General features: G+C 61.6%; 10 protein-coding genes. 5 read left to right on the forward strand and 5 right to left on the reverse strand.

Annotated features, from left to right (window positions below; all coding sequences use genetic code 11):
• Nucleotides 1–3: 3 nt before the first annotated feature.
• The 3 genes from GTW25_RS04725 to dgcA all read right to left on the reverse strand — a co-directional run bounded on the left by GTW25_RS04725 (nucleotide 4) and on the right by dgcA (nucleotide 4245).
• Nucleotides 4–2322, reverse strand: coding sequence for an NADP-dependent malic enzyme (locus GTW25_RS04725; RefSeq protein WP_252910817.1), 2319 nt, complete (start codon nucleotides 2320–2322; stop codon nucleotides 4–6).
• Nucleotides 2323–2394: 72 nt separating this feature from the next.
• Complete coding sequence (locus tag GTW25_RS04730; protein ID WP_252910818.1) at nucleotides 2395–3174, reverse strand: SDR family oxidoreductase; 780 nt, start codon at nucleotides 3172–3174, stop codon at nucleotides 2395–2397.
• Between the two features lie 87 nt (nucleotides 3175–3261).
• A complete protein-coding gene (dgcA, locus tag GTW25_RS04735; protein WP_252910819.1) occupies nucleotides 3262–4245 on the reverse strand; it encodes an N-acetyl-D-Glu racemase DgcA in 984 nt (327 codons plus the stop codon).
• A gap of 77 nt (nucleotides 4246–4322) precedes the next feature.
• On the opposite strand from dgcA, the gene GTW25_RS04740 reads away from it, so the two are divergent.
• From GTW25_RS04740 to GTW25_RS04755, 4 genes are all read left to right on the forward strand, one after another.
• Nucleotides 4323–5510: an ABC transporter permease gene (locus GTW25_RS04740; RefSeq protein WP_252911400.1), complete on the forward strand. Its 1188-nt coding sequence runs from the start codon at nucleotides 4323–4325 to the stop codon at nucleotides 5508–5510.
• Nucleotides 5511–5517: 7 nt separating this feature from the next.
• Nucleotides 5518–6339 (forward strand): ABC transporter ATP-binding protein, encoded by an 822-nt coding sequence (locus GTW25_RS04745; protein ID WP_252910820.1) that lies wholly within the window; start codon nucleotides 5518–5520, stop codon nucleotides 6337–6339.
• A gap of 14 nt (nucleotides 6340–6353) precedes the next feature.
• Nucleotides 6354–7952: an MlaD family protein gene (locus GTW25_RS04750; protein WP_252910821.1), complete on the forward strand. Its 1599-nt coding sequence runs from the start codon at nucleotides 6354–6356 to the stop codon at nucleotides 7950–7952.
• 85 nt (nucleotides 7953–8037) lie between these two features.
• Nucleotides 8038–8637 (forward strand): ABC-type transport auxiliary lipoprotein family protein, encoded by a 600-nt coding sequence (locus GTW25_RS04755; protein WP_252910822.1) that lies wholly within the window; start codon nucleotides 8038–8040, stop codon nucleotides 8635–8637.
• Between the two features lie 17 nt (nucleotides 8638–8654).
• On the opposite strand, the gene GTW25_RS04760 is transcribed toward GTW25_RS04755, so the two are convergent.
• Nucleotides 8655–8951 carry a hypothetical protein gene (locus tag GTW25_RS04760; RefSeq protein ID WP_252910823.1) on the reverse strand — a complete coding sequence of 99 codons (297 nt, stop codon included), beginning with the start codon at nucleotides 8949–8951 and terminating at the stop codon, nucleotides 8655–8657.
• Nucleotides 8952–9233: 282 nt separating this feature from the next.
• On the opposite strand from GTW25_RS04760, the gene GTW25_RS04765 reads away from it, so the two are divergent.
• Nucleotides 9234–10937: an MFS transporter gene (locus tag GTW25_RS04765; protein WP_252910824.1), complete on the forward strand. Its 1704-nt coding sequence runs from the start codon at nucleotides 9234–9236 to the stop codon at nucleotides 10935–10937.
• A gap of 203 nt (nucleotides 10938–11140) precedes the next feature.
• Here the strand turns inward: GTW25_RS04765 and gltA are convergent, their stop codons facing one another.
• Nucleotides 11141–12430 carry a citrate synthase gene (gltA, locus tag GTW25_RS04770; protein ID WP_252910825.1) on the reverse strand — a complete coding sequence of 430 codons (1290 nt, stop codon included), beginning with the start codon at nucleotides 12428–12430 and terminating at the stop codon, nucleotides 11141–11143.
• Nucleotides 12431–12509 lie beyond the last annotated feature (79 nt).

The following is a 12509-nucleotide window of genomic DNA, read 5'->3' on the forward strand; positions in this document are numbered from 1 at the left end:
AAGTTATCCGGCGTCGGCTGCTTCGGCTGCGTTCTGGGCCGCTTCAACCACGGCCAGCGCGGTCATGTTGACGACGCCGCGCGACGTTACGGACGGCGTCAATATATGAGCGGGCAGGGCGGTTCCAAGCAGGATCGGCCCGACATGCAGCGCGTCCGTCATCGCCTTGATCGTGTTCAGGGCGATATTGGCGGCATCGAGATTCGGGAAAACCAGAAGATTGGCTTCGCCCGTCAGTGTCGAGTGCGGATAGACGCGTTGGCGCAATGTCTCGGACAAGGCGGAATCACCGTGCATTTCACCATCGGCGACCAGATCGGGCGCGGCGGTCCGTAACAATGCCGCTGCTTTGCGCATCTTCAGCGCACTTGCCGAATCGCGCGAGCCGAAATTCGAATGCGACAGCAGCGCCGCCTTCGGCTCGATCCCGAACCGGCGGATTTCGGCCGCTGCCAGGGTCGTCATCTCCGCGATTTCCTCGGCCGACGGATCGACTGACACATAGGTATCGGTGAAGAACGTCACGCCGCGCTGCGAGATCAGCATCGACAGCGCCGACATGTCCGTAACGCCGTCCCGGCGTCCGATGATCAGTTCGACATTGCGCAGATGGCGTTCGAACCGGCCTTCCAGGCCGCAAACCATTGCGTCCGCCTCGCCGCGCATCATGGCGAGTGCGGCGATGACCGTGTTGTTGGTGCGCACCATGGTGCGGGCAGCTTCCGGCGTCACGCCGCGCCGGCCCGCGAGTTTCAGCAGCAGGTCGACATAATCGCGATAGCGCGGATCGTCTTCGGGATTGATGATCTCGAAATCGGCACCCGGAACGATTTTCAGCCCGTACCGCTTCAGCCGTGTTTCGATGACCGCCGGCCGACCGATGAGAATGGGTGCTGCGATCTTTTCCTCGATCACGACCTGCGCTGCCCGCAGTACGCGCTCGTCCTCGCCGTCGGCATAGATCACGCGGTTGCCGGCCGCATTCCGGGCCGCTGCGAAGACCGGTTTCATCACCAGACCCGAGCGGAACACGAAGCGGGTCAGCCGATCGATATAGGCGCCCATGTCCTCGATGGGACGTGTTGCAACGCCGGTCTCCATGGCCGCGCGGGCGACGGCGGGCGCGATGCGCAGGATCAGGCGCGGATCGAAGGGAGAGGGGATCAGGAAATCCGGCCCGAATATCGGCGTTTCGCCCGAATAGGCGCGGGCGGCCACGTCCGAGGGTTCTTCACGCGCGAGCGCGGCGATGGCCCGCACGGCTGCCATCTTCATCGTTTCATTGATTGCCGTCGCGCCGCAATCGAGCGCACCACGGAAGATGTATGGAAAGCAAAGGACGTTGTTGACCTGGTTCGGGAAATCCGAACGTCCCGTGCAGATCATGGCGTCCGGCCGGGCTTGTCTTGCCAGATCCGGCATGATCTCCGGGGTGGGGTTGGCAAGCGCCAGAATAAGCGGACGCTCGGCCATATGCTCGAGGAGTTCCGGCTTGAGGACGCCAGCCGCAGACAGGCCGAGGAAAACGTCCGCTCCGCCGATGACGTCAGCGAGGCTGCGGGCGTTGGTTTCTTTGAGGTATGGCTCCTTCCAGCGATCCATCTCTTCGAGGCGGCCCCTATAGGCGACGCCGTGACGGTCGGTGATCCAGATATTGTCGCGGTCCGCACCCAGTTCCACGAGCAGGTTGAGGCAGGCAAGCGCCGCGGCACCCGCACCGGAGGTGACGATCTTGACCTCGTCGATCTTCTTACCCGCAAGTTCCAGCGCATTGAGAACCGCCGCCGCGACGATGATGGCGGTTCCGTGCTGGTCGTCGTGGAAGACGGGAATCTGCATCCGCGCCTTCAACCGTTCCTCGACCTCGAAACATTCGGGAGCCTTGATATCTTCGAGATTGATGCCGCCGAATGTCGGCTCCAGCGCGGCGACCGTCTCAACCATCCGGTCGATCTCCGGCGCGTCGATCTCGATGTCGAACACGTCGATGCCGGCGAACTTCTTGAACAGGACCGCCTTGCCCTCCATTACGGGCTTGGAGGCGAGCGGCCCGATATTGCCGAGCCCGAGCACCGCCGAGCCGTTGGAAATGACGGCGACGAGGTTGGAACGAGACGTGTAGTCTGCAGCAGTGGCGGGATCTTCGTGGATCGCGAGGCAGGGCGCGGCGACGCCCGGCGAATAGGCAAGCGCCAGATCGCGCTGGTTGCCGAGCGGTTTTGTTGCCTGAATCTCGAGTTTACCGGGAGCCGGATAGCGATGATAGAAGAGCGCCGCCTCGTCCAGATCAGCCGGCGCAGACTTCGAAACTTCATCCATCATTGCCGTTCAATCCTCCGATCCCCGTTTTCAAAAACACTGATTGCGCCGTTCGCGATATCCGCACGGACGAGCTTAGAAGGCGCTGGTGTAGAGGCCGCCATCCAGAACGAGATTCTGTCCGGTGATGTAGCCCGCATGGGAAGAGCACAGGAATGCGCATGCCTTGCCGAATTCCTCGGCGGAGCCGAGACGCTTGGCCGGAATCACCTGAGCGGCCTTGTGTGCCGCTGCCTCTTCGCTTTCGCCCGACTTTTCCGCGCTGAACCGGATCGTCGTGCGGATGCGGTCCGTATCGAACTTGCCGGGCAGGATGTTGTTGATCGTCACATTCTTCGCCGCGACCGTCCGTGCGACGCCGGCGAGAAAGGCGGTCAGGCCGGCGCGTGCTCCCGACGACAGGTCTAGCCCCGGTATCGGCTGGTAGACCGAAAGCGAGGTGATGTTGACGATGCGGCCGAACTCCTTCTCGGCCATGGTGTCGATCACCGCCTTGATGAGTTCGATCGGCGTGATCATGTTCTGCGTGACGCCTTCGAGCATGTTGTCACGCGTCAGCTCGCGAAAATCGCGCAGCGGCGGGCCGCCGTTGTTGTTGACGAGGATGTCGGGGGCCGGACAGGCCTTGAGCAGGGCTTCCTGGATGTCGGGTGTGGAAACGTCGCCGACGACTTCGGTGACGGTTACTCCGAACCGGCTCCGAAACTCCTCGGCGGTCTTTGCAAGAATTGCTGCATCGCGGCCGTTGACCACTAGATCACAACCGGCCTCGGCCAGCGCCGTTGCGCAGCCGCGACCCAGTCCCCGGCTCGATGCGCAGACGATTGCCTTCTTGCCGCGTATGCCCAGATCCATGCTTGAACTCTCCCTTGAAAATGCGGCGCTAACCTATCCCGCTCTCGTCGTTAAACACAACCGCGCGAGATGTCTTTTGAAGTATATCTAGCCCCACAACTCGGCTTCCGGAGGGGAAACCAGCGAGTCGGTGTAGCGCAGAGCAGGCGATCGATCCCGCGCCAGAAGCAGCGGCCCGTCGAGATCGACGAAGTCGGCGTCCTGCGCCAGAAGAACGGCAGGCGCCATGGCCAGCGACGTTCCAACCATGCATCCAACCATGATGGCGAAGCCGTGTCCCCGCGCGCGGTCGCGCAGGTCGATGGCGGCCGTCAGCCCGCCGGTCTTGTCCAGCTTGATGTTCACGGCGTCATAAAGGCCGACGAGCTTGTCGAGATCGTCGGCGCCGTGGACGCTCTCGTCGGCGCAGATCGGAACGGGGTGCGCGATCGTGCGCAGGATATCGTCGGCACCCTGCGGCAGCGGCTGCTCGATCAGTGCGATTCGATGTTGGGCCGCCACAGCGAGGTGATCGACGATATTGTCCGGCGTCCAGCCTTCATTGGCGTCGAGGATGATGCGGCTTTCCGGTGCAGCTTCGGCGACGGCCCGGATGCGCGAGCGATCGTCTTCCGTGCCGACCTTGACCTTGAGCAACGGCCGGAACGCGTTGTTGCGTGCGTTCTGCGCCATCTCGTCCGGTTCGCCGAGCGAGATCGTCATCGCGGTCGTCAGTGCCTGCTGGCGCGCGGAGCAGATGATATCCTGCACGCGTCGTCCCGACATTTTGGCTTCCAGATCCCACAGCGCGCAATCGACCGCATTTCGCGCGGCCCCTGCCGGCAGCAGCTTCAAAAGCGATTCGCGATCCGCGCCGTCGCGAATCGCGGGCGCTATTGATTCGATTGCGGCTTTCACCAGATCGAGGCTTTCACCATATCTTGAATAGGGGACGCACTCGCCGCGTCCTATAGCTTCGCCATCGCTGATCGTGCAGGTCACGACCTCCGCCTCGGTCTTCGTTCCCCTTGAAATCCGAAAACTTCCGGCAATCGGAAACCGTTCTATCTCGGCAGAAATGTCACGCCGCATAAGGAATTCTCCAGTGCTGAAATCGCGCCCCGGTTGATAAAGTGACAGCCGGAACATTCGTGAGTAAGACTTCCGCCATGTTCAGGAAACCCGGACCGGAAGCAAGCCAGGCGCTAGCCGAAACCGACTCCTCCCGTCCCGCCATCGAGCGGCGCGAGGAGGGTGGTCGGCTGATTTGCGCGCTTTCGGGCGACTGGGACACCCAGACGGTGGCGCTTGTCGATCAGGACATGCGCGAGTTGGAACGAGCGCAATCCGCACAGACGATCGAAATCGACGTTGCCGGAATTGGCCGCATGGACACGGCCGGCGCATGGCTGGTGGAGCGTCTTGCGCATTCTCATCGCAGCCGGGGCGCGCAGGTGGAGATTTCGGGACAGTCCGAATCCCTCGCGACGCTTTCCGAGGCCGTCGGAGAGGTGCTGAACAAGCCGGACGAAAAGGTGCCAGACGACAGGACACCTTTCTTCCTGCGGCTTCCCGAATCGCTTGGCCGCGTTATGTACGGCTTCTACACCGACTTCCTCGCCTCGATGCACATTCTGGGCGCGACGATCCGCGGCGGTCAGCTCAAGCTTGGCCGCGGTCATTCCGTCAATCTGGCCGCGATCTTCAATCAGGTTGATCGCATGGGTGTCGGGGCGATTCCCGTCGTCATCTTGATGTCGTTCATCGTCGGCGCGATCGTCGCCCAGCAGGGCGCGTTCCAGCTTCGCTATTTCGGCGCGGAAATCTTCGTCGTCGATCTGGTCGGCATCCTCGTTCTGCGCGAGATGGGCGTTCTTTTGACCGCGATCATGGTCGCGGGTCGTTCGGGCAGCGCGATCACGGCCGAAATCGGATCGATGAAGATGCGCGAGGAAGTCGACGCGCTGACGGTCATCGGCCTCAATCCGGTCGGCGTGCTGGTCTTTCCACGCCTCGTCGCGCTCGTCATCGCGCTTCCGTGCCTGACGATCTTCGCCAATTTCGCCGCGATCGGTGGTGCGATGACGGTGACCTGGATTTATTCGGGTATCACGCCCGATGCCTTTCTCGACCGCATGCGGTCGTCGATTGATATGGGGACGATTTTTGCCGGTCTGATCAAAGCGCCTTTCATGGCGCTGATCATCGGTATCATCGGTTCGGTGGAAGGCATGAAGGTCGGCGGCAGTGCCGAATCCCTCGGTCGGCACGTCACGTCGTCCGTGGTGAAGTCGATCTTCGTGGTCATCGTGCTGGACGGCATGTTCGCCATCTTCTTCGCCGCAATCAATTTTTGAGGCGGCGATGAGCGAAATTCTCCTCCACGACAAACCAGCCGCGCCCGAGCCTGAAAAGCGGGACGATGTGATTTTGAGCGCGCGGGACGTGACAGTGCGTTTCGGCAGGACGACCGTGCTGGAAAACCTGTCGCTCGATGTTTATCGGGGTGAAATTCTCGGCTTTATCGGTCCCTCCGGTGCCGGCAAGTCCGTGCTGTTGCGCACGGTTCTCGGCCTCAACTCCAAGCAGTCCGGCACGATCGAGCTGTTCGGTGTCGATATCGACAATGTCACCGACCAGCAGCGCGTGTCGCTCGACATGCGGCTTGGTGTGCTTTTTCAGCAGGGGGCGCTCTTTTCGGCGCTGACCGTCAAGGAGAACATCCAGGTTCCGATGCGGGAATATCTCGACCTGCCGAAGAAGCTGATGGACGAGCTCGCAATGCTCAAGCTTGAGCTTGTCGGACTGAAGCCTGACGCGGCCGACAAATTTCCCTCGCAGCTTTCCGGCGGCATGATCAAGCGCGCCGCGCTAGCGCGTGCGCTTGCGCTCGATCCCGACATCGTCTTCCTCGACGAGCCGACATCGGGTCTCGATCCGATCGGCGCAGCGGATTTCGACGAACTCGTCGCCAAGCTGCGCGATACGATGGGGCTGACCGTCTATATGGTCACCCACGATCTCGACAGCCTGTTTTCGGTCTGCGATCGTATCGCCATTCTCGGCGGCAAAAAGGTGATGGTGGACGGGACCGTCAAGGAATTGATGGATTACGACGAACCGTGGGTACAGTCCTATTTCCGCGGCAAGCGCGCGCGCCAGATCGACATGTCGGCACGCGGTTGAACGAGAGAAGTTGAATGGAAACACGCGCCAATTACGTCATCGTCGGCATTTTCACGCTGGTCGCGATACTGGCGGCATTCGCCTTCGTCTACTGGACGGCGGCGGTGGGCGAACGGGGCGAGACCGCAACCGTGCGCATCCTGATCCCCGGCTCTGCTTCCGGGCTCGGGCGTGGCAGCGCCATTCTCTTCAACGGCGTTCGCGTCGGTGACATTCGCCGTGTCTATATCGATCCGCGCAACCCGGCCGCTGCCATCGCCGATGCCGAGATCGACCGTTTGACGCCGATTACCCGCTCGACGCAAGTCGATGTCGGCCTTGCGGGATTGACCGGTCAGGCGAATATCGAGCTGCGGGGTGCCAATCTTGATGAACCGAATCTGATCGACGAAGCCGAATCGCAGGGCCGAGTTGCGGAACTTACCGCCAACCCATCCGCCGTGACCAACCTTCTGGAGACCGCCCAGTCGATCTTCCGCAGGGCCGATACCGTCCTGACCGAGTTCGAGGGCTTCGCCACCGACGTGCGCGGTCCACTGACCCAGTCGGCCCGCAACGCGCAGATGTTCACGGATGCGCTGGGCCGCAATGCCGAGGGCATCGACACGTTCCTTGCCAGCGTGTCGGACCTTTCCGGCACGCTTTCAAGCGTCTCCGGCCAGTTGCAATCGACCTTGGCGGCCGCCGAAGAATTCATCTCCGCAGTCGATGCCGGCCGCGTCAATCAGGTCATGGCCAATGTCGAGGAATTCACGGGCGATCTGCGCGACGCAGGTGACGGTCTCCAGCAGATTATGACCGATATGTCGACAGCATCCGCCGCCGTGGCGACGATCACGACACGCGCAGAAGGGACGATGAACACGATAGACGGCGTCGTTTCCAGCGTGCAGGGCGTGGTCGATCAGGTCGACCCCGAAATGGTGCGCGAACTGGTCTCTAATTTCGATCAGGCGAGCGCGGCCATCCGCAGCGCATCGAACGACGTGCAGAACATCGCCCGCTCGATCAACGAGCGCTCGGGCGATATCGACAAGGTCATCGCGGACGCGCGCCTTCTCGGCGAGCGCCTCAATCAGGCAGCGCTGCGCGTCGATGGCGTAATCATGCGCGTGGACGATCTTCTCGGGTCGGGCCAGACCGACGGCGTCATTGCCGACACGCGCGAGACGTTGCAGAGCTTCCGCCAGGTCGCGGACAATCTCAACGCACGCATCGACGAATTGCTCGGCACGGCCGATACTGAAGGGCTGATCGCCGATGCCCGCGTCACGCTCGATTCGTTCCGCCAGATGGCCGACACGATCGACAGTCGCGTCGATGAGGTGCTCGGTTCGGCAGAAACGCGCGGTCTGATCCAGGATGCCAGCGCAACGCTTGCCGCCTACCGTCAGGTGGCCGATACGCTCAATTCCCGAATCGGCGCGATCACGGACAACCTTTCCCGTTTCAGCGGGCAGGGCCTGCGCGAAGTGGACGGCCTCGTGCGCGACACGCGCCAGTCGATCAACCGGATCGAGCGTGCCATCACGGATATCGAGCGCAATCCGCAGCGCATCTTGCAGGGTGGAGCGGGCGAAGTGCGCCAGTTCGACGGGCGTCAGCGTCGATGAGGAACCAACCTTGCCATAACGCGCTTTCACGACAAGATTGGGCGCACAAGCAATGCGGACCAACGGTCAAGTCGGGGGATTATCAGTGACATTGCGTTTTTCTTTGCCGGTTATCGCCGGGCTCGCCCTTTCCTTGTCCGGTTGTGCGCTACTCGGCGGCGGGCCGGCTGCCCTCGACACGTTCGAACTGACCACGAGGGCGACCGCCGCTACCGGCCCTCAGCGCGCGCGCACGCAGATTCTGATTGCCGAGCCGACCGCGCTGCGTTCGCTCGATGGCCAGGAAATCGTTATCCGCACGTCTCCAGGCTCGATCGAATATCTGTCGGGCGCGCAATGGTCGGATCGCCTGCCGCGTGTCGTGCAGGTCCGTCTTTCTGAGGCTTTTCAGGCTTCGGGACGCTTTGCAGGCGTGGGATTGCCGGGGCAGGGGCTTGCAATCGACTATCAGATCGTCACCGAAATCCGCTCGTTCGGCGTGCGCGTCGATGGCGGGCCGCGCGCCGAGGTCAGCTTTTTCGTGAAGGTCCTGAACGATCGCAACGGGTCCGTGCGCGCGTCGCGTCTCTTCACGGCCCAGGCACCGGTTTCCGGAACGGGCAACGCGGCCTATGCCGCCGCGCTCGATCAGGCATTCGCGCAGGCCATCGGCGAACTCGTGCCCTGGGCGGCTTCCGCTATGTAGGACGGACAGGCGAGCCTTCAGGCTTGTCCGCTGTCGTCCTTCTTCGCCGGGAAGAAGAAAGAGGAAATCGCGACCAGCGCCGCGACGATGATCGTATTCGTGACGATTCCCGCGAGCACGAGGTTCCACCAGTTCGCTGCATCCGGCGCAAAGGACAGTGGGATCAGCACCGCGACGAAGAAGATGCCCGCCGCAAGCGGCAACAACGTTCCGCTCACCGCGGAAGTATTGCGGGCGGTCAGAACAAGAAAAAGCAGAAGTCCGGCACGGAACGGATCGAAAAACTGCTCGCTGAAAATCTCGCCCCAACTCATGCCAGTTCCCTCCCGAAAGTGCATGACGCCCGCTTGCGGCATTGCTTGATGCCAGCGGTTCTACCGGATCGATCCCGGCAATGAAAGGCGCGGCTCTTTCGGACAACGGGCAAAGATGGTCATTACTTTGCCGTCTTAGACTAAAGTCATAAGCATAAAGCATCGCTGCCCATCCGCCTTCACATCTGACAGATTTCGACATGATGCCGCCCGATTCTCTGGAGGACGCCTCAGGCGTGCGGGTGGAAATCGCGAATGTGTTCGCCATGGGGAGGACTGAAAATGGCAGATGTCGCCACTGGCGCGGGGCATAAAAACCGCGCAATGACCAGGGAGGAGCGCAAGGTCATCTTTGCATCCTCGCTCGGCACCGTTTTCGAATGGTACGACTTTTATCTCTACGGTTCGCTGGCTGCCTTTATCGGCGCGGCCTTTTTCTCGGAATACCCGGAAGCGACCCGCAACATCTTTGCGCTTCTGGCATTCGCCGCAGGCTTCCTCGTCCGCCCGTTCGGCGCGCTGGTCTTCGGCCGGCTCGGCGATATCGTCGGCCGCAAATACACCTTTCTCGTCACGATCGTCATCATGGGCGCCTCGACCTTCCTGGTCGGGCTTTTGCCCGGATCGGCAACGATCGGCATCGCGGCTCCGATCATCCTGATCATCCTGCGGATGCTCCAGGGCCTGGCGCTCGGCGGTGAATATGGTGGTGCCGCGACCTATGTCGCCGAACACGCACCCGATGGAAGGCGAGGCTTCTATACGTCCTGGATTCAAACAACGGCGACGCTCGGTCTCTTTATGTCGCTGCTCGTCATTCTTGCTATCCAGACGATGCTCGGGCCGGACGCGTTCCGCGAATGGGGCTGGCGCGTGCCGTTCCTCCTGTCGATCTTCCTGCTCGGCATCTCGGTCTGGATTCGTCTGACACTCAACGAATCGCCGACGTTCCAGCGCATGAAGGCCGAGGGCAAGACGTCCAAGGCGCCCCTGTCCGAAGCATTCGGTCAGTGGAAGAACGCCAAGCTCGCATTGCTGGCGCTGTTCGGCCTCACGGCCGGTCAGGCCGTCGTATGGTATACGGGTCAGTTCTACGCGCTGTTCTTCCTTCAGAACGTCCTCAAGGTCGACGGCGTCTCGGTCAACATCATGATCGCAATCGCTCTGGCCATGGGTACGCCGTTCTTCGTGTTCTTCGGCTGGCTGTCGGACAAGGTCGGTCGCAAGCAGATCATCATGGCCGGTCTTGCGCTCGCCATCCTCACCTACTTCCCGTTGTTCTCGGCCCTGACCCACGCCGCCAATCCGGCGCTGGCTGCGGCTCACGACAACGTGCAGGTGACGGTGACGGCCGCTCCCGGGGATTGTAACTTCCAGTTCAACCCGACCGGAACGGCGCGCTTCACGACGTCGTGCGATATCGCCACGGCGTTCCTGACACGTAACTCGGTGCCGTATGACGTCAGCCAGACGGCTGCGGCAGGTACGCCTGCGGTGATCACGATCGGCAACGAAACGATCGAATCCTACGATGCGAACGTCGTCGGTGCAGACGCTGCTGCCCGTAACACCGACCTGTCGAACGCCACGTTCGCGGCGTTGCAGGAGGCCGGTTATCCGCTCGTACAGAACGATGCGGGCGCATATACCATGGTCGCCAATCCGGACGAGGTACAGTGGGGCCGCATCATCGCGATCCTGTTCGTCCTCGTTCTCTATGTGACGATGGTCTACGGTCCGATCGCGGCCATCCTGGTCGAAATGTTCCCGACCCGCATCCGCTACACCGGCATGTCCTTACCCTACCACATCGGTAATGGCTGGTTCGGCGGCCTGCTTCCGGCGACCGTGTTCGCCATGAGCGCGGCGCGCGGCGACATCTATTTCGGTCTCTGGTATCCGATCGCGATCGCCGCGATGACGCTCGTCATCGGCATTTTGTTCGTCCGCGATACGAAGGACACCGACCTCGACGCCGTCGACTGACGCCGGCTCGACATGAAAACGGAAAGGTCCGGGAAATCTGCCCGGGCCTTTTCTTTTGGCTTATCGAATTGAGGCTATCGGTTCGCTTTGTTGCCTGCTTCGAGGTTCGATCGAGCCCGATTCGACCGGACTTTTCGGAACACGGCAAGCCTCAAGAAAAAGCCCCGGCAAAACCGGGGCTTTTGATTTGTATGGCGAACCGATCAGCGCTTGGCGATCGGCACGTAGTCGCGTTCGGTAGGCCCGGTATAAAGCTGGCGCGGGCGGCCGATACGCTGGCCCGGATCCTCGATCATCTCCTTCCACTGCGCCACCCAGCCGACGGTGCGTGCAAGCGCGAACAGCACCGTGAACATGGTGGTGGGGAAGCCGAGCGCCTTCAGCGTAATGCCCGAATAGAAGTCGATATTCGGATAGAGCTTCTTTTCGATGAAGTATTCATCCGTGAGCGCGATCTTCTCGAGCTCCATCGCAACGTCCAGCAGCGGATCGTCCTTGATGCCGAGTTCGGCCAGAACCTCATGCGTCGTCTTCTGCATGATCTTGGCGCGCGGATCGTAGTTCTTGTAGACGCGGTGCCCGAAGCCCATCAGGCGGAACGGATCGTCCTTGTCCTTGGCGCGCGCGATGAACTCGGGAATACGGTCGACCGAACCGATCTCGGCCAGCATGTTGAGTGCCGCTTCGTTGGCTCCGCCATGGGCGGGGCCCCAAAGACATGCGATGCCGGCGGCGATGCAGGCGAACGGGTTCGCGCCCGACGAGCCGGCAAGGCGAACCGTCGAGGTCGATGCATTCTGCTCGTGGTCGGCGTGCAGGATGAAGATGCGCTCCATGGCGCGCGCGAGCACCGGATTGACCTTGTAGTCCTCGCATGGCACCGCAAAGCACATATGCAGGAAGTTGGCCGCGAAGGAGAGCTCGTTCTTCGGATAAACGAAGGGCTGGCCTATATGGTACTTGTAGGCCATCGCCGCGATCGTGGGCATCTTCGCGATCAGGCGGATCGAGGCGACCATTCGCTGATGCGGGTCGGAGATGTCGGTCGAGTCGTGATAGAACGCCGAAAGCGCGCCGACGACGCCGCACATGACGGCCATCGGATGCGCGTCGCGACGGAAGCCCGTGAAGAAGCGCGACATCTGCTCGTGCACCATCGTGTGGTGCGTGACGCGGTAGTCGAAATCTTCCTTTTGCGCCTTGGTCGGCAATTCGCCGTAAAGCAGCAGGTAACAGGTTTCGAGGAAATCGCCATGCTCGGCGAGCTGGTCGATCGGATAGCCTCTATGAAGGAGAACGCCGACGTCGCCGTCGATATAGGTGATCTCGGATTCGCAGCTCGCCGTCGAGGTGAAGCCCGGATCGTAGGTGAACGCGCCGGTGTTCTTGTAGAGCGCCGAGATGTCGATGACGTCCGGGCCGACCGAGCCTTTTCGCACCTTGAAGTCGTGGCTCTCGCCGCCGAATTCCAGTTTCGCCGTCCCTTCAGTCATATGAACACCTCATTCATGCGGAAAACTTTTCAAGGCCGGGTTGGCATTGGTGATGTTCCATAACGAACCCGGACAGTGC

The sequence above is a fragment of the Aliihoeflea aestuarii genome, assembly GCF_024105665.1.
In the GTDB taxonomy this organism is placed as follows: domain Bacteria; phylum Pseudomonadota; class Alphaproteobacteria; order Rhizobiales; family Rhizobiaceae; genus Aliihoeflea; species Aliihoeflea aestuarii.